Consider the following 23,350-nt stretch of genomic DNA (forward strand, 5'->3'; position numbering starts at 1 on the left):
TGTGTCGCGAGAGGGTCGCGAAGCGGCCCCAGCAATTCAACAGACGCGCCGCAGCGGCAGCCACAACCTCACCCGCACGCCGCCTTCGACGTTATCCACCGCCAACTCGCCACCATGCAGCTGCATCACCTCGGCGACAAAATTCAGCCCCAGACCGCTGCTCTTGCGCCCACTGCCTGGTCGCGGCAGCGAATAGAAGCGCTCGCTGACGCGCCCTATCGCGTATTGCGGAATTGCCTCACCCTGGTTGAACAGGCTCAACGCGACCCGCTCGCTGCCCTGCTCCAGCTCGAACAGCAAAGTCCCACCCGCCGGGGTGAAGTCCAGTGCATTCTCGAGCAGGTTGGCCAACGCCTGGCGCATCAGGTACGGATCACAACGCAACCGCACCGCCGCCGGCACGCGCTGGCGCACCTGCAAGCCAGCGCTGTCGATACGCGCTGCGTGGGCCAGCAGCAACTCGTCGACCAGCACCGCCAGCGCCACCTCCTGCTCATCCTCCAGAGCCTGCATCTGCTCGACCTGGGCGAGATTCAGCAAGCGTTCGATCATCTGCTGCAAGCGCCCGCTCTCACGTTCGATATTGCTGGCGAAACGCAGCCGCTGCTCGGCGGGCATGTCGCCCTGCAGCAGCTCGGAGGCGCCACGAATCGCCGCCAGCGGGCTTTTCAGCTCGTGGGTCAGGGTATGCACATAGCGCTCGACATAGGCCTTGCCGGCAAGCTCGGTACGCATCCGCTCGACTGCGGTGGCGAGTTGCTCGAGCTCGCCGCCCTTGTAATGCGGCAACGCCGCGCGCTGACCCTCGCTGACCGCCTGGGCGTAGTGGGTGAGCCTGCGCAGCGAGCGCGCCAGCCACCACGACAACAGCGCACCGACCAGCAGGCCGAGGATGATCAAGCCCAGGCCAAGATTGAGCAGGCGCCGCTCGGCGCGGTCGATGTACGGCTGCAGCGAGCTGTTGGGCTTGGCCACGGTGACCACGCCGATGATCTTGCCGGCATCCATGATCGGCGCCGCGACGTGCATCACCGAGGTGCTTTCGTCATCCGGATCGCTGCGTGAAGAGCGCGCACCGTATTGCCCGTGCAGGGTCAGGTAGACGTCGTTCCAGCGTGAATAATCCTTGCCCAGATCGACCCCGGCCGAGTCGAGCAGGACGATGCCATTGGCGTCGGTCACGTAGATGCGGTGGCTGACCTGATTCTTCGCCAGCCCCCAGATCTGCGCGCCGGGGCGGCGCTGACCGTACGATTCAAGCAACTGCGGCAAGCGGCTCTGGCCAAGGGTCCCGGCCTTGACGTCGTCGTGGAGGATCTCCGCCAGCAGGTTGGCAGTGTCGACCAGGGTTTCTTCGGAAGCCTGGCGCACCACCGGGCGAATCTGCTCACGCACGGTATTGAGCAAAAAATAGCCAGCCAGCCCGACAAACAGGAAGTACACCAGAAAGATCCGAATACCCAGGCGCATCAGGCGTGTTCCGGGCTGTAGCTGTAGCCCAGGCCGCGATGGGTCTGGATCGGCTCGGCGTCAGCGGCGACCTGGCGCAGCTTGGCGCGCAGGCTCTTGATATGGCTGTCGATGGTGCGCTCGTAGCCAGCGTCCCCCGCTACCCCCAGCGCGTCGAGCAACTGCTCGCGGCTGAACACCCGCTGCGGCTGCTCAAGCAAGCACTGCAGCAGGCGAAACTCGTGACGGGTCAGGGCCAGGCTGACACTGCGGTAAACGATCTGCATGCGCAGCGTGTCGACCTGAAACAGCGTCGCCACAACGGGCGTTTCGCTGCGCGGCGCCATGCGCTTGAGGATCGCCCGCACCCGCGCGGCCACTTCGCGGGGGCTGAACGGTTTGACCACGTAATCGTCGGCACCGATCTCCAGGCCCAGCACCCGATCGATCTCGGCGTCGCGGGCGCTGAGAAACATCACCGGCACTTCGCTGAAGCGGCGCAGCTGGCGGCAGGTTTCAAAGCCACTGATGTCGGGCAGGCCGATGTCGAGAATGACCAGGTCGGCCGGCTGCAGGCGCTGGCGCTCAACGGCAGCGCTACCCAGGGTCACCCACTCGGTGCTGTGGCCGTCGGCTTGCAGGGCGTAGATCAGGGTGTCGGCGATGGCGGATTCATCTTCGACGATGAGGATATGGGGCATTCTTGGCGACAAGCCTCAAGCTGCAAGCTTCAACTAGAAGCGGATCGCGTGAACTTACACCGATCCGCTGTTTCTTGCAGCTTGTGGCTCGCAGCTTGAAGCTGCTCCGTCAGCACTCAGGCTTGCCAGCGGTAAACCTGCGCGCGGGGTTTACCGCCGCCTTGAACTCGCGCAGCGCCTTGGCGCCAATCAACAACGGATAATTGAAGCTGCTGCGGTCGGTCAGGTTGACCTCGACGGTGCGCTTCTCATCGCCCAGGCACAGCTCCAGGTCGACCACCGGCCGGCGTGCCGCCTCTGCGCTGTCGCCTTCCTCATCATCCTCGTCGGCGCGGCTCTTGATCTTGCTGATGCGCGCAACCTTGTGCTCGTAGACCTTGCCATCGGCATCCTTGGTTGCCAGCTTGAAGCGCACCCAGTCCTCGCCATCACGGGTAAAGCGCTCGATATCCTTGGCCGACAACGAGGCTGTCAGCGCACCGGTGTCCATCTTGGCCTTGAGCGTTTCACCGCCGATCTCCGGCAGGCTGATGTACTCGTAGCGACCATACAGGGTCGGCTCGGCGGCCATGGCCGGCAGGGCGAGCAGCGATAACAGGGCAAGCAGTGGTTTCACGGGCTAACTTCCTTGAGACGGGACAGCGCTTAGACTGCACAAGCGCGATAGGTTCGTCGCAAGAGCTTATCCAACATAATGTGAAACATTTGTCCCGGTCGTTGGCCACTGGAAGTTTGGCGTAGGCCATAACCGCACTTATCATTGTCGACCGCTTATTTCACACAACAAGAGTCTCTTTATGCGTCGCCTGCTGACCGGCATCCTCACAACCATCCTGCTATTGCTCAACACCGTGGTGATGATCTGCCCGTTGATGGTCTTCGCCCTGCTCAAGCTGGTGCTGCCGGGCCGAGGCCGTGACTATGCGTCTGCAGGCGTGATGTGGATGGCCGAGACCTGGTCGGAGATCGACAAGGTCATTTTCGCCCTGTGCATCCCTACCCAGTGGGATATCCGCGGCGTCGACAAGCTGCGACAGGACACCTCCTACCTGTGCGTGAGCAACCACCAGAGCTGGGTCGATATCCCGGCGCTGATCGAAAGCCTCAACCGCCGGGTGCCGTTCTTCAAGTTCTTCCTCAAGAAGGAACTGATCTGGGTGCCGCTGCTGGGCCTGGCCTGGTGGGGCCTGGACTACCCGTTCATGAAGCGCTACAGCAAGGCGTTTCTGGCCAAGCACCCGGAGCTCAAGGGCAAGGACCTGGAAATCACCAAGGCCGCCTGCGAGCTGTTCAAGCGCCAGCCGGTGACCGTGGTCAACTACCTTGAGGGCACGCGCTTCAGCGAGGCCAAGCGCCTGGAACAGCAGTCGCCGTACAAGCACTTGCTCAAGCCCAAGGCCGGTGGCGTGGCGTTCGTGCTGGCGGCGCTGGGCGAACAGCTCGACGCCCTGCTGGATGTGACCATCGTCTACCCGGGCGACCAGGCGCCGGGCTTCTGGGCCCTGCTCAATGGCAGCATCAGCCGGGTGATTATCGACATTCGCGTGCATGAGCTGGACCCGGCGTTGTGGGCGGGCGATTACGAGAACGACCCGGTGTTTCGCGAGACCGTGCAGGCCTGGGTGAACCAGCTGTGGGTCGAGAAGGACCAGCGCATCGAGCAGTTGCGCGCCGAGATGCGCTGAGGCCTGCAGCGGCTGAGCCGGCCTCTTCGCGGGGCAAGCCCGCTCACACAGGATGTGCGCTTGTGGGGAGGGGATCAATGTCCATCAGCCGCAGACGGACAGGAACGTAGGAAGCGCCCTAACACTTCTGCCAGTTATGCAACATCTCGCAGGCCGGGAAACTGAGCTGATCAAAGACTCAGCGCCTGCGAGGCCAGCCCCGTGAACAAACGCCTTAATTTCTACCAAAGCGGACAGATCAATCTCGAGATCACCGGCAACCAGAACTGGAAGCTACTGCAGGGGGCCGGTCAGCCGTTGGCTGAGCGGCGCGACAGCCACTCGGGCATGGACATTCAGCTGTTGATAACGGACAGCCAGAAGTCCGTGTTGAAGACGCACGGCGGCCTTGGCGCAGCCACTTGCATCTATACCGCCTATGGGCATGACGCTCGGTCACAGCCTGCGGCGCCGCGACTTGGGTTCGCGGGTGAACCTCCCGAGCCATTGACCGGCAACTACCTGCTGGGCCAGGGGTATCGCGCCTATAGCCCGGTACTGATGCGTTTCCTCGCACCTGACAGTCTGAGTCCGTTCGAGGAAGGTGGGTTCAATGCTTATGGCTACTGTGCGGGCGACCCCGTCAACTATTCAGACCCGACAGGGCACCATCCAGCGGTGTCAGCGGAGCTTCTGAAAGCCCAGATAGCAAAAATGCGCTCGGCTTCCGCAAAACGTTCCACCCCGCAACCGGTCAAGAAACTGCCCGGCAAAGACGCATCAGTAGAACCCCTGCGCTCCATATTGATAAAAGAGAAGCGCGCTGACCGACCGAGAAAGTCAGTACGCATCGCTGACACGCCGGGTCGCAGTGATGTGAAAGCGGATACCCCGACCGCCTTGGTGGCAGCACCAACGGCCCAGTCCATCTTCAAACAAAGGATGGCGCTCTCGAGGGCGTCAGGGAATATCTACGCTGAGCTTGAAAAACTGGAGCACCACTATGTAGAGGCTTTGCATTACTCCGGGAGTTCGCCCCAAGCCAGACGCCCGCCAGGCAAACTGATATCAGCAAAACTGAGAAGCATCAGCGAGCTAATCGGCAACAGGCGCCAACGGCTATTCGAGCTTCGCGACGCCGCCGAACGCCTTAGAACCTGATCAAACCGAAGGTGTTGTTGCAGGCGCCGGAGTGGTCCACAGGCTACCCAGGTTCTGCAGGAGCGAACCGGCGATGCCTTGTTGACCGAGGTACTGGAGAATCAGCGGGGCGAACTGGCCGATCATGCCGGTATCCATGCCCAGGGCCTTGAAGGCGCTGTCCAGATCGCTGCGGTCTTCGACGTTGTTGCCCAGCGCGTTGCTCAGGGCCGATTGTTTGTCGCTGTTCTTGCCGAGCAATTCGCCCAGGCCACTGAGGCCACCGAGGGCGTTGGCGCCGGAGAGCAGGTCCAGGCCGGGCACGGCCTTGGTCAACTGGCCGTAGTCGTCGCTGCTGAGGTTGTTGCGCGCCAGGCCGAGCATTGCCCCGGCGCCGCCCACGGCCTGTTCGGGGGTGATGTTCAGTTCGCTGCCCAGGGTGTTGAGCAGGTTGGCCGATTCGGCGGGTGCCTGCACCTTGCCTTGTGACTGCTGGCTTTGCGCGGCGGACACGGCATTGGCGGCGTCGCTGAAGTTGAAGGCGAACGCTGGCGTTGCGGCCAGGGTCATCAGGGTAGCCAGGGTAAACGCTTTCATCGGGGGGACCTCGTCGGCCGGAATGGCCTGGGAAACGAGGCATTCGACTGGGGGTTTGGAGGTTTGTTCCGAGCCGGGTATCGGGCCGTTTTCATCCAGCGGGGGGTGGTTTTCGGGCTTCCAGCTTGACGGCAGATTGCCGGGGCTGCTGCGCAGCCCTTTCGCGACACAAGGCCGCTCCTACAAGTACGGCGCTGCCTTGAGCCTTGCGCTGTATCTGTAGGAGCGGCCTTGTGTCGCGAAAGGGCCGCGCAGCGGCCCCAGCAATCTGAGGGACACAATCCGATTCGCTGAACCCCACTTGTTCAGGGCAGCCGCCCCGTCCACATCGGGGGGCAGCTGCACGCTGGGCGGAAAACCAAGTCACAAGGCAACCCTGGCAGGCCGCACTGACTCCTGCGTACAACTGCCATGAACAGCCATCTCATTAACCGAGTTCCCTCAGGGCATTTCCTAAGGCCATGTATGACTACCAACCGTGCGCAGGAAGTTTTGCATCCTAACGCGGGAATTCAGAAAGCACGCCAAACAAAACTAGTACTTTTGCCAGTTGTGCCCGCTCATTCACTCGCCCGACACTGGCGCAAACTCCCCCTGCACCAAGATCGCAGGCAACTCACATGAGCATGCACTAATGACCAAAACCAATGCGGGCGACCGCCTGTACTTTCATCAGGGCGACAAACTCGCCACCGTAAAACAAGGCACGCAAAACCACAGCGTATTCCGTAGTCTCGATACCGCCTTGGCAGAGCAATTAAACTGTGACAGCGAACCCGTGAGGTTCCTGACTACCGATGGCAATGGATCAGTGCTCCAGGTAAAAACTGACCAGCAACTGGAGAGCCTTCCTTACACCGCCTATGGGCACTCCGCATCACAGCCCTCAACCCTGTCACTCCTGGGATTCAATGGTGAGTGCATTGATCCGGCAGAGCTTTATATCCTAGGCAATGGTTATCGTTCACATAATCCTCGCCTCATGCGCTTCTTATCGCCAGACAGCCTCAGTCCGTTTGGCAAGGGGGGCCTCAACAGCTACGCTTACTGCGGTGCAGACCCTGTAAACTTCACCGACCCGTCTGGACACTTCCGACTGTTCGGTCGCTTGTTCGCACCCAAACTACCCAAACATGTAAAAAACGCGCCTACGCGAGGATTACCCAGCTACTCAGAGGCGCAAACATATGCCGTGCCCGGCGAGAGGCCACCCAGTTACGATGAGACTCTCAGGAATTACCCCAAAGAGAGAGATATAAGAATCACAAAGACCGCACCCCTTTTAAATAAATTAGAAGCTCGCGCCAAGAAGTACGACAGCTACATTGAACGCCAGCACGAAAAAGCTGATAGAGCCAACCATCAATACACAATCCACCAAGCCAGTGCCAACCATTACACCTACGGCTCTGACATGTGGCGCTTCCATATAAGCAAGGCAAATTTCGCCTACCACAAGGAAGCCTATTACAACATGAAATCAAGATACTTTACTGCCGATAGGGATAAGATAACTGCGGCCATTGCAGAGCTAAGACGGACTTAATCCTATTATCATTTCGGCTGCACAGCATCTATCAGCGGATGAATACTGGGGTTTGCGAGGACAAATGATGAAGATCAAAAACAGCAACTTATACTTTTATCAAGGCGGCACCCTCGCCTCCGTCAAACAAGGCACCCAAACCCGCACAATCCTGCGCGGCGCTGATACGCCGCTTGCCGAGCAGCATTCAGAGGCCACACAAGGTACGGAGCTTTTGGCAGCCAACGCGCTAGCCGACAGGTCACCTGCGGTCTAGGGATCGAGCATCAGAACAAATCCTGACATTCACCCTGCCAATCATCCCGGCCTCCCCTAAAAAAGCCCCTGAAAAGGGGCTTTTTTCTTGAGGTCACATCACGCCGCACTGAACGTCTTATGCGGATCAATCACAAACTTCTTCGGCACCCCAGCATCAAACTCGCCATACCCCTCAGGCGCCTGATCCAGGCTGATCACCTGCACGCCCACCACTTCAGCAATATTGATCCGGTCCCACATGATCGCCTGCATCAGCTGGCGGTTGTACTTCATGGTCGGGGTCTGGCCGGTGTGGAAGCTGTGCGATTTCGCCCAGCCCAGTCCAAAGCGGATGCTCAGCGCGCCGATCTTGGCGGCGGCATCCACCGCGCCCGGGTCTTCGGTCACGTACAGCCCGGGGATACCGATGTTGCCGGCAACGCGGGTCACCTGCATCAGCGAGTTCAGCACGGTGGCCGGCGCTTCATGCTTGGCGCCCTCGTGACCATGGCCGCGCGCCTCGAAGCCGACCGCGTCAACGGCGCAATCCACTTCCGGCTCGCCGAGGATGTCGACGATCTGCTCGTGCAGCGGGGTGTCCTTGGACAGGTCGACCACCTCGAAGCCCTGCGCCTTGGCATGCGCCAGACGGGCCGGGTTGAGGTCGCCGACGATCACGCAGGCGGCGCCCAGCAGCCGTGCCGACGCAGCAGCCGCCAGCCCGACCGGGCCGGCACCGGCGACATACACGGTGCTGCCAGGGCCAACCCCGGCCGTCACGGCGCCGTGGTAGCCGGTAGGCAGAATGTCGGACAGGCAGGTCAGGTCACGGATCTTTTCCATGGCCTTGTCGCGGTCCGGCAGTTTCAGCAGGTTGAAGTCGGCGTAGGGCACCAGCACGTATTCGGCCTGGCCGCCGGTCCAGTCACCCATGTCGACGTAGCCGTAGGCGCCACCGGCGCGGGCCGGGTTGACGGTGAGGCAGACGCCGGTGTGCATCTCTTTGCACGAGCGGCAGCGGCCGCAGGCAACGTTGAACGGTACCGAAACCAGGTCGCCGATTTTCATCCGCTCGACGTCACGACCCATCTCGATGATTTCACCGGTGATCTCGTGGCCCAGCACCAGCCCGACCTGGGCGGTGGTACGGCCACGAACCATGTGCTGGTCGGAGCCGCAGATATTGGTGGAGACCACCTTGAGGATCACACCGTGCTCGATCTTCTTGCCGCGTGGGTCCTGCATTTTGGGGTAGTCGATGTTCCGCACCTCGACCTTGCCAGCGCCGAGATACACCACTCCACGGTTACCAGACATGCTCTTACCTCGCTTGATTTGTACTTATGCAGCGTTGGTTGAAGCGCCGCCATCCATGGGCGGCATGTGTTACTGGAATGGGGGAATTGTGGGCTTGTGGCAGGGAAATGCCGTGACTGGAAACGACAGTGGCTTGCCCGCAGGCGTCAGGTGGGTCTGGAGATAGCCGGGGGCGCTTTGCGCCCCTTTCGCGACAGAAGGCCACTCCTACAAGGACCGCGTCGGCCCAAACTACGCGGTCTTTGTAGGAGCGGCCTTGTGTCGCGAAAGGGCCGCAAGGCGGCCCCGACGATCTCAGAGCACCACCGTCCGATTGGCGTTCAAAAACACCCGCCGCTCAATGTGATACCCCACCGCCCGCGCCAGGGTCAGGCCTTCGATATCACGCCCCTTGGCAATCAGGTCTTCGGGATAGTGACTGTGATCGACCACTTCGACCCCCTGGGCAATGATCGGCCCTTCATCAAGGTCGTTGTTGATGTAGTGCGCCGTGGCACCGACCATCTTCACACCCTTGTTGTAAGCCTGGTGATACGGCTTGGCACCCTTGAACCCAGGCAGCAACGAGTGATGAATGTTGATCGCCCAGCCATCCAGGCGACGGCACAGTTCAGGCGACAGCACCTGCATGTACCGCGCAAGAATCACCAGCTCGGCACCACTCTCCTCGATCACCTGCAGCACCTTGCGCTCTTGCGCAGGCTTGTCCTTGGGGTCGAGGGCGAAGTGGTAATACGGGATCTTGTGCCAATGCGCCAATGGCTCGAGATCGGGGTGATTAGAGATCACCGCGACCACGTCCATCGCTAGCTGACCAATGCGCTGACGGTACAACAGGTCGTTCAGGCAGTGATCGGCCTTGGACACCATGATCACCACCTTGGGGCGGTGATTGGGTGCGGTCAGCTCGAAGGTCATGCCAAACGCATCGCTGCGCTCGGCCAGGCCATCACGAAAACCCGCCTCATCGAAATCATCTGGCTGGCGGAACTCGACGCGAATGAAGAAGCGCCCCGACAGCCGATCATCGAAGGAGTGGTGCTCGGTGACATAGCAACGCTGCTCGTAGAGAAACCGCGTCACCACATCGACCGTGCCGAGCATGCTCGGGCAGTCGGCGGTGAGAATCCAGGTATCCGGTGCCCGACTCATGTGTCTCTCCTTAGGCTTCGATGCTCAGGCCGTATTCAGCCGAGGCGTCCTGCAGCCACATCCACCAGTAATCGGCGAAGCTGCGGCGAATCACCAGTTCCCAGGTATCTTCACCGGTGCGGCGGATCACCAGCTGCGACTTGGCGAACACCGTGCCGACCGCCTTGCCCACCGGGAAGTTGTTTGGATGTACATCATAGCTGGTGGATTTCATCAGCACGTCGCGCACGTTGGCGCCCTGCAACTCGAGCAGGGTCTGCCCGCCGCTGACATTGACCACCTGAATGTGCAAGCCCGCGAGGGCGTCGCGCAGTTGCTGCTCGACCGCAAACTCCTGCCCGCCCGGGACGATCAGCAGCCACTCATCCGGGCCAACCCACTGCAGCGAGGTCTCGCCCTTGGCGACCACGGTCAGGGCTACCGGCAGCTCCAGGCCGAGGGCCTTGTGTACACCGCTGGCAAAGGCCGGATCATGGCCGTCGCCACGCAAGGTCAGATGACCAAGCAGTTTTTTCTCGCGCAGGGTCACGCCTGCGTTGTTGCGGCCCTTGCCCACCAGGCTGGCGAGGTCTGCATGGTGCAGCGGCGTCTGGGCCTTGGCCTCGGCGCCGGGGTTTTGCTGGAAGACGTTGATAGCGCTCATTGTTACCTGCCTTGAATTCTTGTGTTCAGGCGTGGCAGCGGCGCTCGGCCGCGGCCACGAGAGTTGAGCATCGGTCTGGCGTCAGACGTTCTGCCGCTCACCCTTCGGATCGAAGAACACCGAAGACACAATCTCTGCTTCGATCACGCTGCCATCGGCCTGCGGCGAATACACCCGCTCACCCATGCGCTTGAGACCACCCTTGACCACACCCATGGCGAACGAATAGCCGAGGGAGTTGGAGGCATAGCTGGAGGTGACGTGACCGACCATGTCCATCGGGATCGGCTGCTTCGGATCGAACACCAGCTGAGCGCCTTCCGGCAGCCACTGTTTAGGGTTGATCGGCTTGAGCCCGACCAGTTGCTTGCGGTCTTCGCGCAGGCAGTCCTCGCGGTTCATGCCACGCAGGCCGATCCACGAGTACGGCTTGTTGCGTCCGACACACCAGCTCATGTTGAGGTCGTCGGCGTTCATCGAGCCATCGGTATCCTGGCCAACGATGATGAAGCCCTTCTCGGCACGCAGCACGTGCATGGTCTCGGTGCCATACGGGGTCAGGTTGTACTGTTTGCCCGCCGCAACGATCTTTTCCAGCACACCCATGGCGTAGTTGGCCTGGACGTTGACTTCGTACGACAGCTCACCGGTGAACGAGATGCGGAACACCCGCGCCGGCACGCCGCCAACGGTGCCTTCCTTCCAGGTCATGAACGGGAAGGCGTCCTTGTCCAGGTCGATGTCGCTGATCTCGGCCAGCAGCTTGCGGCTGTTGGGGCCAGACAAGGTCATGGTTGCCCAGTGGTCGGTGACCGAGGTGAAGTACACCTTCAGTTCCGGCCATTCGGTCTGCAGGTACAGCTCCATCCAGCCCAGCACGCGCGCTGCGCCGCCGGTCGTGGTGGTCATGATGAAGTGGTTGTCGCCGACGCAGGCGGTCACGCCGTCGTCGAAGACCATGCCGTCTTCCTTGCACATCAGGCCATAACGGGCCTTGCCCACATCGAGCTTGGTCCAGGCGTTGGTGTAGATGCGGTTGAGGAACTCACGCGCATCCGGGCCTTGAATGTCGATCTTGCCCAGGGTCGAGGCGTCCAGCAGGCCGACGCTGTCGCGCACGGCCTTGCACTCACGCTCAACGGCAGCGTGGATGTCTTCACCGGGTTTTGGGAAATACCACGGACGTTTCCACTGGCCGACATCCTCGAACTCGGCGCCGTTTTTAACGTGCCAGGAATGCAGTGCGGTGAAGCGTACCGGCTCGAACAGGTGACCACAGTGACGACCCGCTACCGCACCGAAGGTAACCGGCGTGTAGTTGGGGCGGAACATGGTGGTGCCCATCTGCGCAATGCTGATACCCAGCGAACGGGCGGCGATGGCCAGGCCGTTGATGTTGCCCAGCTTGCCCTGATCGGTACCGAAGCCCAGCGCGGTGTAGCGCTTGACGTGTTCGACCGACTCGAAGCCTTCACGGGTCGCCAGCTCGATGCCGGCAGCGGTGACGTCGTTCTGCTGGTCAACGAACTGCTTCGGCCCACGAGTGCCTTTGTCATGCGGCACCTGGAACAGGGCCAGGGTAGGCTCCTCGGTGCGCTGGACGGCTTTGGGCAGGGTACCGACCACGGCCTTGAAGCCGGCTTCGGTAGCGGCGCGCACGCCACCTTCAAAACCATCGGCCAGGACATCACCAAGCGGGTAGACGCCATTCATGCCGCCAACACAGACGCGCTTTTGCGGCGCATCACCCGGGACGAAACCGAGGATGTCTTCACGCCATACCGGACGCCCGCCAAGGTGCGAGGCCAGATGGACGATCGGGCTGTAGCCGCCGGAGGTCGCGATCAGATCGCAGGCCAGGGTTTCGCCAGGGCTGGTCACGGTAAACGCCTGGGCGTCGATGGCGGCAACCCGCGCACCGGTCACATGCTTGCTGCCAGCCGCTTCAACCACAGCGCTGGAGGTGAGGATGCGAATGCCCTTGGCGCGTGCTTCTTCCACCAGCGAACCGCGTGGGTTGTGGCGTGCATCGGCGATCGCAACCACTTGCAGGCCGGCATCGTGCCAGTCCAGGGCAACGCGATAGGCGTGGTCGTTGTTGGTCGACAGCACCAGCTTGCGCCCAGGCGCCACGCCGTAGCGACGCACGTAGGTGGAGACAGCGCCGGCGAGCATGTTGCCCGGCACATCGTTGTTGCCGTACACCAGCGGACGCTCGTGGGCGCCAGCCGCCAGCACAACTTGCTTGGCACGCACGCGGTGGACGCGATGACGCACCTGGCCAATCGGCGCGCGGTCACCGAGGTGGTCGGTCAGGCGCTCGTGGATGGTCAGGAAGTTATGGTCGTGGTAGCCGTTGACGGTAGCGCGTGGCAGTACCAGCACTTCGGCCATGCCTTGCAGCTCGGCCACGGTAGCCGCGACCCAGTCGGTGGCAGGCTTGCCATCGAGAGTCTCACGGCTGTCGAGCAGGCTGCCGCCGAACTCTTCCTGCTCATCGGCGATGATCACCCGCGCACCGCTGCGGCCAGCGGCCAGCGCTGCGGCCAGGCCGGCAGGGCCAGCACCGACGATCAACACGTCGCAGTGGTGGTTCATGTAGTCGTAGCTGTCCGGGTCGTTCTGCAGCGGCGCGCGACCGAGGCCGGCGGCTTTGCGGATGTACTTCTCGTAAGTCATCCAGAACGATTTCGGGTACATGAAGGTTTTGTAGTAGAAGCCCGGCGGCATCATGCTGCCACCGACCTTGCCGAGGATGCCCATCACGTCGTTGTTGACGTTCGGCCAGCCGTTGGTGCTGGTCGCGACCAGGCCGGCATACAGCGGCTGCTGAGTGGCGCGCACGTTGGGGATCTGGGTGGCTTCGCTGGAACCGATCTGCAGGATCGCATTCGGCTCTTCGGTGCCGGCTGCAATGATCCCGCGAGGCCGCGAATACTTGAAGCTGCGGCCGACCACATCGACGCCGTTGGCGAGCAACGCGGCAGCCAGGCTGTCACCTTCGTAACCCTGATAGGTCTTGCCGTTGAAGCTGAAATTGAGGACTTTGCCGCGGTTGACACGGCCGCCGCTGGCAAGGCGATAACTCTGGCTCATACTTTTTCCCCCAGGCCTTTGACGGTCGACGGCGCGGCGCTAGCCTTGCTGGCGGCAGTGATCTGCGGCTTCTCGCCGATCTTGTAGGTTTCCAGAATTTCGTAGGTCACGGTGTCGCGGGTGACGTTGAAATACTGGCGGCAACCGGCGACGTGATCCCACAGTTCGTGGTGAATGCCACGCGGGTTGTCGCGGAAGAACATGTAGGTACCCCACTCCTCGTCGGAGCAAGCCGCCGGATCGAGCGGGCGGGCAATATGGGCCTGGCCTGAGGCGTGAAACTCTTCTTCGGAGCGCAGCTCGCCGCAGTGGGGACAGAAAATATGCAACATGACGATTGTCTCCGATTAGTGGGCGACGGCCGCAGCGCCGTGTTCATCGATCAGCGCACCGTTGTAGAAGCGGTCGATGGAGAATGGCGCAGCCAGTGGGTGCATTTCGCCTTTGGCCAGGCTTGCGGCAAACACGTTGCCTGAGCCTGGGGTGGCCTTGAAGCCGCCGGTGCCCCAACCGCAGTTGAAGAACAGGTTCTTCACCGGGGTCTTGGAGATGATCGGGCAGGCGTCCGGGCAGGTGTCGACGATGCCGCCCCATTGGCGGTTCATGCGTACCCGCGAGAGGATCGGGAACATCTCGACGATCGCCTGCAGGGTGTGCTCGATCACCGGGTACGAACCGCGCTGGCCGTAGCCAACCCAGCTGTCGATACCGGCGCCGATGACCAGGTCACCTTTGTCCGACTGGCTGATGTAGCCGTGTACCGCGTTGGACATGATCACGCTGTCGATGATTGGCTTGATCGGCTCGGAAACCAGCGCCTGCAGCGGGTGCGACTCGAGCGGCAGACGGAAGCCCGCCAGGCGCGCCATGTGCCCGGAGTTACCGGCAGTGACCACGCCGACGCGCTTGGCGCCGATGAAGCCCTTGTTGGTCTCGACACCGATCACCGCGCCGTTTTCCTTGCGGAAACCGGTCACTTCGGTCTGTTGAATCAGGTCGACGCCGAGGGCGTCGGCAGCGCGGGCAAAGCCCCACGCCACGGCATCGTGACGGGCCACACCACCACGGCGCTGAACGGTTGCACCGAGGATCGGGTAGCGGGTGTTCTTCGAGCAGTCCAGGTACGGGATCTCGGCCGCGACCTGGTCGGTATTGAGCAGCTCGCCGTCGACGCCGTTGAGGCGGTTGGCGCTGACTCGACGCTCCGAATCACGGATGTCCTGCAGGGTGTGGCAGAGGTTGTAGACGCCGCGCTGGGAGAACATCACGTTGTAGTTGATGTCCTGCGACAGGCCTTCCCACAGTTTCATGGCGTGCTCGTAGAGCTTGGCCGACTCGTCCCACAGGTAGTTGGAGCGAACGATGGTGGTGTTGCGCGCGGTGTTGCCGCCGCCCAGCCAGCCTTTTTCGACCACGGCAACGTTGGTGATGCCGTGCACCTTGGCCAGGTAGTAAGCCGTCGCCAGGCCATGCCCGCCGCCGCCTACAATCACCACGTCATAGACCTTTTTCGGGGTCGGCGTGCGCCACATGCGCTGCCAGTTTTCGTGGTGGCTGAGGGAGTGTTTGAAAAGGCCGAAGCCCGAATAGCGTTCCATTGTCTGTTACTCCACTCAGCGGTAAACCGGGAAGTCGGCGCACAGTGCGGCGACCTGCTTGGCAACGTCGGCTTCGACGTCGGCGTCGCCCAGGTTGTCGAGGACATCGCAGATCCAGCCGGCCAGTGCCACGCACTGAGCCACCTTGAAACCGCGGGTTGTGACCGCCGGGGTGCCGATGCGCAGGCCCGAGGTAACGAACGGCGACTGCGGGTCGTTGGGTACGGCGTTCTTGTTGACAGTGATGTGCGCGCGGCCCAGGGCTGCGTCAGCGTCCTTGCCGGTCAGGCCCTGACGGATCAGGCTGACCAGGAACAGGTGGTTGTCGGTACCGCCGGACACCACGTCATAACCGCGCTTGATGAACACTTCGGCCATGGCCTGGGCGTTGTCGATGACCTGCTGCTGGTACTGCTTGAAGCCAGGCTCCTGCGCTTCCTTGAAGCACACTGCCTTGCCGGCGATGACGTGCATCAGCGGGCCGCCCTGGGCGCCGGGGAATACCGCCGCGTTGAGCTTTTTCTCGATGTCCGGGTTGGCCTTGGCCAGGATCAGGCCGCCACGTGGACCGCGCAGGGTCTTGTGGGTGGTGGTGGTGACCACGTCGGCATACGGCAGCGGGTTTGGGTACAGGCCAGCGGCAACCAGGCCAGCAACGTGGGCCATGTCGACGAACAGCAGCGCACCCACCTTGTCGGCAATGGCGCGGAAGCGCGGGAAGTCGAGGGTCTTGGAGTACGCGGAGAAACCAGCAACGATCATCTTCGGCTGATGCTCGACCGCCAGGCGCTCGACTTCGTCGTAGTCGATCAGGCCGGTGTCGGTGTTGATGCCGTATTGCACCGCGTTGTACAGCTTGCCCGAGGACGAGACCTTGGCGCCGTGGGTCAGGTGGCCGCCATGGGCCAGGCTCATGCCCAGAATGGTGTCACCGGCTTGCAGCAAGGCCAGGTATACAGCGCTGTTGGCCGACGAACCGGAGTGCGGCTGGACGTTGGCGTAGTCGGCACCGAACAGTTGCTTGGCGCGCTCGATAGCCAGCGCCTCGACCTTGTCGACGTGCTCGCAACCGCCGTAGTAGCGCTTGCCCGGATAGCCTTCGGCGTATTTGTTGGTGAGGCCGCTGCCCTGGGCCTGCATCACGCGCTTGCTGGTGTAGTTTTCCGAAGCGATCAGCTCGATGTGATCTTCCTGACGTTGTTCTTCGGCATTCATCGCCGCCAGCAGCGCGTCGTCGTAACCCTGGATCTGGTCTTGCTTGCTGAACATCATGTGTCTCCCGGCAGCGATCATTTTTTGTCAGTAGGGTTCAGTGCCCCTTTGTGCCGATGGTATGACTGCGGCGGGTGGGTCAGATGCCTGCGCACGCCTTGCAATGGCGCGTTTACGACATTCGCCGCTGGGCTGTCGCGCGCGGGCATGCTTGCCAGAATCAGCCATCGGCCTGCGCCCGCGTGCTTGAGCCGCCGGCGGGCCGGGCAATTGCGCCGTGCACGGTTGTATAGGCAACCGGGTAAATGATCGTTTAGAGTGCATCTCTGCGTCGTTCACAGGACCGTGTCATGACAGATAACAGCCAGCAATTCGCCAGCGACAACTATTCCGGCATCTGCCCCGAAGCCTGGGCGGCGATGGCCAAGGCCAACAAAGGCCACGAGCGCGCCTACGGCGATGATCAGTGGACCGAGCGTGCGGCGGCGTACTTTCGCAAGATCTTCGAAACCGACTGCGAAGTGTTCTTCGCCTTCAACGGCACCGCAGCCAACTCGTTGGCCCTGGCCTCCTTGTGCCAGAGCTACCACAGCGTGATCTGCTCGGAGACCGCCCACGTCGAGACTGACGAATGCGGCGCTCCGGAGTTTTTCTCGAACGGCTCCAAGCTGCTCACCGCGCCCAGCGTCAACGGCAAGCTGACGCCTGAGTCGATCCGCGAAGTGGCGCTCAAACGCCAGGACATCCACTATCCGAAACCACGCGTGGTGACCCTCACCCAGGCCACCGAAGTCGGCACCGTGTACCGCCCCGACGAGCTCAAGGCGATCAGCGCCACCTGCAAGGAGCTGGGCCTCAACCTGCATATGGATGGCGCGCGCTTCACCAATGCCTGCTCGTTCCTCGGCTGCTCGCCGGCCGAGCTGACCTGGAAGGCCGGCGTCGATGTGCTGTGCTTTGGCGGCACCAAGAACGGCATGGCCGTGGGCGAGGCGATCCTGTTCTTCAACCGCGAGCTGGCTGAAGACTTCGACTACCGCTGCAAGCAGGCCGGCCAGCTGGCATCGAAGATGCGCTTCCTCTCCGCGCCTTGGGTAGGGCTGCTGGAAGACGGCGCCTGGCTGCGCCACGGCAACCACGCCAACCACTGCGCGCAGTTGCTGGCCTCGCTGGTCAGCGACCTGCCGCAGGTGAAGCTGATGTTCCCGGTGGAAGCCAACGGGGTGTTCCTGCAAATGCCGGAGCCGGCGCTCGAGGCGCTGCGCAACAAGGGCTGGCGCTTCTACACCTTCATTGGCAGCGGCGGCGCACGCTTCATGTGCTCGTGGGACACCGAACTCACGCGCGTGCGTGAGCTGGCGGCGGATATCCGCGCCGTCGTGGCAGTCACCCCTCTGTAGAGCCATCCCTGTAGGAGCGGCCTTGTGTCGCGAAAGGGCTGCGTAGCGGCCCCAACATTTTGTGGCGCTGCACAAATCCTAGGGCCGCTGCGCGACCCTTTCGCGACACAAGGCCGCTCCTACAGGAGGGCGCGGCAACACCGGCTACTGCATTTCAAAGCCTGAAACCACCCATCTGCCGCGCCAGGTCATCAGCCAAGCGGCGCAGTGCCTGGCATTCCTCGCGACAACCAAGCACCTCGGCGGCGGTCTGCCGGGCCAGGTCGGAAATCCCCTGCACATTGCGATTGATCTCTTCAGTCACCGCTGACTGCTGCTCGGTCGCGGTGGCCACCTGCTGGTTCATGTCACTGATGCGCTCGACCTGATCGGTGATCGCCCCCAGCGAGGCGCCGGTGCGCTGGCTTGCTTCAACCCCGCTACCGGTGGCCAGCTGGCCTGCCTGCATTGACTGTAGGAGCGGCCTTGTGTCGCGAAAGGGTCGCGCAGCGGCCCCAGATTCTCAGCTTCGCCGCCACTATCGCCGGGCCAGCTTCGCTGGCCTTTCGCGACACAAGGCCGCTCCTACAGGAGGGCGCGGCAACACCGGCTACTGCATTTCAAAGCCTGAAACCACCCATCTGCCGCGCCAGGTCATCGGCCAAGCGGCGCAGTGCCTGGCATTCCTCGCGACAGCCAAGCACCTCGGCGGCGGTCTGCCGGGCCAGGTCGGAAATCCCCTGCACGTTGCGATTGATCTCTTCAGTCACCGCTGACTGCTGCTCGGTCGCGGTGGCCACCTGCTGATTCATGTCACTGATGCGCTCGACCTGATCGGTGATCGCCCCCAGCGAGGCGCCGGTGCGCTGGCTTGCTTCAACCCCGCTACCGGTGGCCAGCTGGCCTGCCTGCATTGACTGTAGGAGCGGCCTTGTGTCGCGAAAGGGTCGCGCAGCGGCCCCAGATTCTCAGCTTCGCCGCCACTATCGTCGGGCCAGCTTCGCTGGCCTTTCGCGACACAAGGCCGCTCCTACAGGCTCGCGGCAACCCCCGGCGACTGCCCTTTACAGCCTGAAACCACCCATCTGCCGCGCCAGGTCATCGGCCAAGCGGCGCAGTGCCTGGCATTCCTCGCGACAACCAAGCACCTCGGCGGCGGTCTGCCGGGCCAGGTCGGAAATCCCCTGCACGTTGCGATTGATCTCTTCAGTCACCGCTGACTGCTGCTCGGTCGCGGTGGCCACCTGCTGATTCATGTCACTGATGCGCTCGACCTGATCGGTGATCGCCCCCAGCGAGGCGCCGGTGCGCTGGCTTGCTTCAACCCCGCTACCGGTGGCCAGCTGGCCTGCCTGCATTGACGTCACAGCCACGCCCGCGCCCTGCTTGAGGCGCTGAATCATCTGCTGCACCTGATCGGTAGACAGCTGCGTGCGCCGGGCCAGGGTGCGCACTTCATCGGCGACCACGGCAAAGCCGCGGCCCATTTCACCGGCGCGGGCCGCCTCGATGGCCGCATTGAGGGCGAGCAGGTTGGTCTGCTCGGAAACGCTGCGAATCACCGCCAGCACCTCATCGATCGAGGCCACTTCCTGCGCCAACTGGCCCACCGCCTCGGCGGCCCGGCTGATTTCACCGGACATGCCATGGATGCCCTGTACCGACTGCTGCACCTGCTGGCGCGCCTGCACCGCTTCGTCACGCGCCGACTGCGAGGCGTACGCCGCATGTCCTGCGTTTTGCGCAACGTCCTGCACAGTCAGGCCCATCTGGTGCACGGCGGTGGCGACCATCTCGGTCATCTGTTGCTGACGCTCCGAGCGGTCGGCGGTGTTGCCGACTACCTGCGTCACCTGTTCGACCGAACGGTGCAGGCGCTCGGTAGTGCCCAGCACCTCGGCGATCAGCGCCCTCTGGCTGTCGAGAAAGCGGTTGAAGCCGCGAGCCAGATCACCCAGTTCATCCTCGCGGGAATCATCCAGGCGATGGCTCAGGTCGCCAGCGCCGCCACCAATCTGCACCAGCGCCGTGGTCACCTGACGGATCGGGCGCACCAACCCGCGCGCCAGCAGCACCACCAGCAGCAATGAGAGCAAGGCTACTGCCCCACCAATCAAGCTGGTCAACCACACCGCCTGGCGCATCTGCGCGTAGATCTGCGCCTGCGGCACTTCAGCCACCAGCGTCCAGTTGAGATCACGCAGCGGCAGGCTCAGGGCCAGATACTGCTCGCCGTCACGTTCGAACTGGCTACGCTGCAGGCCTGCGCCCCGCCCCAGTAAACGCTTGGCGGCGTCGCCACCGACCTGTTCGGCGAGCGTGCGTTTGGCGCTGTATTGGTTGTCCGGGTGGACCTGGATCAGGCCGTCGTTGCGCACCAGCATGACCCTGCCCTGCTCGCCAAAACTGAAGTCGTGGATCAGCTTGGACAACTCGGTCAGGCGCAAGCCCATGCCGGCGATGCCGACCAGTTGCCCGGCCTTTTCGATGCGGTAGTCGATGAACAGCGCCACCTCGCCGGTGGCGCCATCCACGTCGATATTGATCAGCCGCTCGGCACCACTGTCGATGTAGCCATAGAACCACTGGTCCTTGGGGTTCTGCCGGCCAAGGGTGCGATCCAGGCCTTTCTCGTTGTAGTAGTGGCCGCTCGCAGTGGCGGCGAACAACGCGGTAAACGCATGGTTGCGCTGCTTGGCAGCGTCCAGGTATTCGATGAAGCGCGCCGCCTCGGCGGGATTCTCACCGGCAGCGAGCCAGTCACGCAGCAGGGTATTGCCGGCAATATCGGCGGCCGCCACCAGCGGCTGGCTAAGCATGCGCTCGATATCGTTGCGAATGGCCTCGATGCTGGCCGGCAGAGCGGTGTCGAGCAAATAGCGCTCGGTCAGGCGATTGACCGCCACGGTATAGATCGCAACCACCACCAGGATGCTCACCAACAGGGCCGTGCCCATGCCTGCGATCAACTGCAACTGGATACTTCGCCGCCAGATACGCATACGTTTTCCTCCCCCAGGATTCTTGTTTTGGGGGATTGTATACACTTACGTATCCATTCAATCCAGCAATCATCGACAAACGCTAACGCAAAACGGGGAACAGCCACGCGTCACCGCATGGCTGCCCCCCGCTCGAATTTTGCCTGTTGGCTGGTGCTTTACTGCTCGCCGATGGTGCGTGCGATGGCATCTACCGTGGCATCGATCTGCGCCTGGGTGCGGGCGAGCGTCACTTGATGCTCTTTTTGCAGTTCGATCTGCCGCGAGCACAGATTCAGCGCCGCCAGCACCAGCAGCTTGTCACCGATCAGGGTCGGGTACTGGCGCTTGGTTTCGTTGAGGGCGGTGTTGAGCATCCGCACAGCCTGCGAGAGGGTCTCTTCCTGGCCTTCAGGGGCCTTGATCGAATAGTCGATACCCAGAATCGACACGACATTGATCGGCTGCGCTTGCAGTTTCATCCGTTGACGACACCTGCGCTGGCGCGCTCAACCAGCGCCTGGATACGCGCAGCAGTGGCGCCGTGTTTCTCTTCCTGTTCCATCAGCGACAGCTGCAGGCTGTCGTTGTCTTCCTTGGCCTGGGCCAGTTCCTGGGCGATGGCAGCGTTCTGCTCGCTCAGCTGGGTGTTTTTCTGCATCAGGTCGTTGACCAGCTGCTCGAGTTGATTCAGGGAAGTTTCCAACATGGGGTATGTCTATCTCGGGTTGTTGCAGAGGGCGCACACGATAAAGAAAAGCACGCGCCCCCGCCATTAAATATCGGGTCAAAAGGCTTCAGCCAGGCCAGATTGACAGGGGATCGGCCACCTTGTTCCGGCCTGGGTCAACCGCCGGTCAGGATTTGTCGCGGCCAACTCGGGCTTTTGCTCATCGAACTCAAGACTGGCCGGTCATGACCGATAGCCATACAGGTCTTATCTCGACGCAAGGATTGCGCGCCACCTTACCTTGCCCGGATTGTCCAAATCATGTCCCTACGCAATATGAATATCGCCCCGCGCGCCTTGCTCGGGTTTGCCTTGATCGGCGCATTGATGCTTGGCCTTGGCGTGTTTTCGCTGGTCCAGATGGGCAAGATTCGCCAGGCGGGTGTCGCCATCGAAAGCATCAACGTGCCGAGCATCAAAACCCTCGATGAACTGACCGCGTTGAGCCTGCGCTTGCGTACGCTGTCCTATCGTCTGCTGGTCAATCGTGACCCGGCCGCTCAGCAAGACACCCTGCGCCTGCTGGACGAGCGCAACGCGCAAATCGACAAGGCGCAGAGCCGTTACCAGACGTTTATCGTCGATGTCGAAGAACAAGCCGCGTTCGATCAGTACGGCCAGTTGCTGACCCAGTACCGCCAGCTGGAAACCCGCATGCGCAACCTGAGCCAGGCCAACCGCATCGAGGAACTGGCCGACCTGCTCAACCGCGACCTGCTGACCAACTCCGAGCAGATCAACAAGGTCATGAACACCCTGCTGGAAATGAACACCGAGCAGGCGCGCAACGCCAACGCCACCGCCGCCAATCAGTACAGCACGGCGTTCACCCTGGTGATCGGTCTGCTCATCGCCGCCACCGTGCTGACCCTGATCTGCGCATTGCTGCTGACCCGCAGCATCGTCAAGCCGATCGAAGAAGCCTTGCAGGCAGCTGAACAGGTAGCCGACGGCGACCTCACCCACACCATTCGCGCCGAAGGCAGCGACGAAGCAGCGCGCCTGCAGCGAGCCATGGCCCGCATGCAGGAAAAGCTGCGCGACACCCTGCACCTGATCGCCGGCTCCTCTACCCAGCTGGCCTCGGCGGCCGAAGAGCTCAACAGCGTGACCGACGAGAGCGCGCGCGGCCTGCAGCAGCAGAACGCCGAAATCGAACAGGCCGCCACTGCCGTTACCGAGATGACCAGCGCGGTCGAGGAAGTGGCGCGCAATGCCGTCAGCACCTCGGAGGCTTCGGCTGAAGCCAGCCGTTCCACCAGCGATGGCCGTGACCTGGTACTGGAAACCGTCAGCGCCATCGAGCGCATGAGCGGTGACGTACAGGGTACTGCCAAGCTGATCACTCACCTGGCCGAACAGTCGCGTGATATCGGCAAGGTACTCGACGTGATTCGCGGCCTGGCCGATCAGACCAACCTGCTCGCCCTCAACGCCGCCATCGAGGCAGCGCGGGCCGGTGAGGCCGGGCGTGGTTTTGCCGTGGTGGCTGACGAAGTGCGTGCACTGGCGCATCGCACCCAGCAGTCGACCAGCGAGATCGAGCGCATGATCGGCACCATCCAGGGCGGTACCGGCCAGGCGGTCGAGTCGATGCGCACCAGCACCGAACGCGCCGAATCGACCCTGAACATCGCCCGCGGCGCGGGCCTGGCGCTGGACACCATCGCCACGGCCGTAGCACACATCAACGAGCGTAACCTGGTCATCGCCAGTGCGGCCGAAGAGCAGGCTCAGGTCGCCCGCGAAGTCGACCGTAATCTGGTCAACATCAACGACCTGTCGGTGCAAAGCGCCACCGGGGCACACCAGACCAGCGCGGCGAGTGCCGAGCTGTCGCGCCTGGCAGTTGACCTCAGCAGCCTGGTTGCACGCTTCCGCGTCTGACCCAGGCTGCAGCGCTCAAGC

At 62.4% G+C, this 23,350-nt stretch carries 20 protein-coding genes and 4 pseudogenes; 7 read left to right on the top strand and 17 right to left on the bottom strand.

Annotation, left to right across the window (positions count from 1 at the left end):
• Positions 1 to 36: 36 nt before the first annotated feature.
• The 3 genes from creC to CXQ80_RS22020 form a co-directional block, all read right to left on the bottom strand.
• On the bottom strand, positions 37 to 1,470 hold the full coding sequence (creC, locus tag CXQ80_RS22010) for a two-component system sensor histidine kinase CreC (RefSeq protein ID WP_101322455.1): 1,434 nt from the start codon (positions 1,468 to 1,470) through the stop codon (positions 37 to 39).
• Positions 1,470 to 2,150 carry a two-component system response regulator CreB gene (gene creB, locus CXQ80_RS22015; RefSeq protein WP_101322456.1) on the bottom strand — a complete coding sequence of 227 codons (681 nt, stop codon included), beginning with the start codon at positions 2,148 to 2,150 and terminating at the stop codon, positions 1,470 to 1,472. The genes creC and creB overlap by 1 nt, the downstream gene beginning before the upstream one ends.
• Positions 2,151 to 2,259: 109 nt before the next feature.
• Positions 2,260 to 2,766 (bottom strand): ATP-dependent zinc protease, encoded by a 507-nt coding sequence (locus tag CXQ80_RS22020; RefSeq protein ID WP_101322457.1) that lies wholly within the window; start codon positions 2,764 to 2,766, stop codon positions 2,260 to 2,262.
• Between the two features lie 181 nt (positions 2,767 to 2,947).
• Here CXQ80_RS22020 and CXQ80_RS22025 point away from each other — a divergent pair, with 181 nt between their 5' ends.
• Positions 2,948 to 3,835 carry an acyltransferase gene (locus CXQ80_RS22025; RefSeq protein WP_101322458.1) on the top strand — a complete coding sequence of 296 codons (888 nt, stop codon included), beginning with the start codon at positions 2,948 to 2,950 and terminating at the stop codon, positions 3,833 to 3,835.
• Positions 3,836 to 4,036: 201 nt separating this feature from the next.
• The gene (locus tag CXQ80_RS22030; protein ID WP_101322459.1) at positions 4,037 to 4,975 is read left to right on the top strand and encodes an RHS repeat-associated core domain-containing protein; all 939 of its coding nucleotides are present in this window, start codon (positions 4,037 to 4,039) and stop codon (positions 4,973 to 4,975) included.
• Here CXQ80_RS22030 and CXQ80_RS22035 read toward each other — a convergent pair whose 3' ends face one another.
• Positions 4,976 to 5,551 carry a DUF2780 domain-containing protein gene (locus tag CXQ80_RS22035; protein WP_101322460.1) on the bottom strand — a complete coding sequence of 192 codons (576 nt, stop codon included), beginning with the start codon at positions 5,549 to 5,551 and terminating at the stop codon, positions 4,976 to 4,978.
• 634 nt (positions 5,552 to 6,185) lie between these two features.
• Here CXQ80_RS22035 and CXQ80_RS22040 point away from each other — a divergent pair.
• Positions 6,186 to 7,097, top strand: a complete 912-nt coding sequence (locus CXQ80_RS22040; protein ID WP_101322461.1) for an RHS repeat-associated core domain-containing protein — start codon at positions 6,186 to 6,188, stop codon at positions 7,095 to 7,097.
• 64 nt (positions 7,098 to 7,161) lie between these two features.
• The gene (locus tag CXQ80_RS22045; protein ID WP_101322462.1) at positions 7,162 to 7,353 is read left to right on the top strand and encodes a hypothetical protein; all 192 of its coding nucleotides are present in this window, start codon (positions 7,162 to 7,164) and stop codon (positions 7,351 to 7,353) included.
• A 98-nt stretch (positions 7,354 to 7,451) separates the two neighbouring features.
• Here the strand turns inward: CXQ80_RS22045 and fdhA are convergent, their stop codons facing one another.
• From fdhA to glyA, 7 genes are all read right to left on the bottom strand, one after another.
• Entirely contained in the window at positions 7,452 to 8,651 is a 1,200-nt protein-coding gene (gene fdhA, locus CXQ80_RS22050) for a formaldehyde dehydrogenase, glutathione-independent (protein WP_101322463.1), read from the bottom strand.
• Positions 8,652 to 8,945: 294 nt separating this feature from the next.
• On the bottom strand, positions 8,946 to 9,803 hold the full coding sequence (purU, locus tag CXQ80_RS22055) for a formyltetrahydrofolate deformylase (RefSeq protein ID WP_101322464.1): 858 nt from the start codon (positions 9,801 to 9,803) through the stop codon (positions 8,946 to 8,948).
• 10 nt (positions 9,804 to 9,813) lie between these two features.
• Positions 9,814 to 10,446: a sarcosine oxidase subunit gamma gene (locus CXQ80_RS22060; protein ID WP_101322465.1), complete on the bottom strand. Its 633-nt coding sequence runs from the start codon at positions 10,444 to 10,446 to the stop codon at positions 9,814 to 9,816.
• A gap of 81 nt (positions 10,447 to 10,527) precedes the next feature.
• Positions 10,528 to 13,542 carry a sarcosine oxidase subunit alpha gene (locus CXQ80_RS22065; RefSeq protein WP_101322466.1) on the bottom strand — a complete coding sequence of 1,005 codons (3,015 nt, stop codon included), beginning with the start codon at positions 13,540 to 13,542 and terminating at the stop codon, positions 10,528 to 10,530.
• A complete protein-coding gene (locus CXQ80_RS22070) occupies positions 13,539 to 13,874 on the bottom strand; it encodes a sarcosine oxidase subunit delta (RefSeq protein WP_101322467.1) in 336 nt (111 codons plus the stop codon). Before CXQ80_RS22070 ends, CXQ80_RS22065 begins: the two co-directional genes overlap by 4 nt.
• 15 nt (positions 13,875 to 13,889) lie before the next feature.
• Positions 13,890 to 15,140 carry a sarcosine oxidase subunit beta family protein gene (locus CXQ80_RS22075; protein WP_101322468.1) on the bottom strand — a complete coding sequence of 417 codons (1,251 nt, stop codon included), beginning with the start codon at positions 15,138 to 15,140 and terminating at the stop codon, positions 13,890 to 13,892.
• Between the two features lie 15 nt (positions 15,141 to 15,155).
• Positions 15,156 to 16,409 carry a serine hydroxymethyltransferase gene (gene glyA, locus CXQ80_RS22080; RefSeq protein ID WP_101322469.1) on the bottom strand — a complete coding sequence of 418 codons (1,254 nt, stop codon included), beginning with the start codon at positions 16,407 to 16,409 and terminating at the stop codon, positions 15,156 to 15,158.
• 293 nt (positions 16,410 to 16,702) lie between these two features.
• Here glyA and CXQ80_RS22085 point away from each other — a divergent pair, with 293 nt between their 5' ends.
• Positions 16,703 to 17,752, top strand: a complete 1,050-nt coding sequence (locus CXQ80_RS22085; RefSeq protein ID WP_101322470.1) for a low specificity L-threonine aldolase — start codon at positions 16,703 to 16,705, stop codon at positions 17,750 to 17,752.
• 154 nt (positions 17,753 to 17,906) lie between these two features.
• Here the strand turns inward: CXQ80_RS22085 and CXQ80_RS22090 are convergent.
• From CXQ80_RS22090 to CXQ80_RS22110, 6 genes and pseudogenes are all read right to left on the bottom strand, one after another.
• Positions 17,907 to 18,209, bottom strand: a pseudogene (locus CXQ80_RS22090) (chemotaxis protein); the annotation flags it as partial.
• Positions 18,210 to 18,351: 142 nt separating this feature from the next.
• Positions 18,352 to 18,654 (bottom strand): annotated as a pseudogene (locus CXQ80_RS22095) (chemotaxis protein); the annotation flags it as partial.
• Between the two features lie 141 nt (positions 18,655 to 18,795).
• Positions 18,796 to 19,533, bottom strand: coding sequence for a methyl-accepting chemotaxis protein (locus tag CXQ80_RS25420; protein ID WP_371918947.1), 738 nt, complete (start codon positions 19,531 to 19,533; stop codon positions 18,796 to 18,798).
• Positions 19,534 to 19,659: 126 nt separating this feature from the next.
• A pseudogene (locus CXQ80_RS25425) lies at positions 19,660 to 20,733 on the bottom strand (cache domain-containing protein); the annotation flags it as partial.
• Positions 20,734 to 20,891: 158 nt separating this feature from the next.
• The gene (locus CXQ80_RS22105; RefSeq protein WP_101322472.1) at positions 20,892 to 21,194 is read right to left on the bottom strand and encodes a cell division protein ZapA; all 303 of its coding nucleotides are present in this window, start codon (positions 21,192 to 21,194) and stop codon (positions 20,892 to 20,894) included.
• Positions 21,191 to 21,421 (bottom strand): hypothetical protein, encoded by a 231-nt coding sequence (locus CXQ80_RS22110; protein ID WP_101322473.1) that lies wholly within the window; start codon positions 21,419 to 21,421, stop codon positions 21,191 to 21,193. Before CXQ80_RS22110 ends, CXQ80_RS22105 begins: the two co-directional genes overlap by 4 nt.
• 297 nt (positions 21,422 to 21,718) lie before the next feature.
• Here CXQ80_RS22110 and CXQ80_RS25430 point away from each other — a divergent pair.
• Positions 21,719 to 22,474 (top strand): annotated as a pseudogene (locus tag CXQ80_RS25430) (MCP four helix bundle domain-containing protein); the annotation flags it as partial.
• On the top strand, positions 22,466 to 23,329 hold the full coding sequence (locus CXQ80_RS25435; protein ID WP_371411592.1) for a methyl-accepting chemotaxis protein: 864 nt from the start codon (positions 22,466 to 22,468) through the stop codon (positions 23,327 to 23,329). The pseudogene CXQ80_RS25430 and the gene CXQ80_RS25435, both read left to right, overlap by 9 nt.
• The last annotated feature ends 21 nt before the right edge of the window (positions 23,330 to 23,350 follow it).

Source organism: Pseudomonas sp. 02C 26 (assembly GCF_002843585.1).
Lineage (GTDB): Bacteria > Pseudomonadota > Gammaproteobacteria > Pseudomonadales > Pseudomonadaceae > Aquipseudomonas > Aquipseudomonas shirazensis.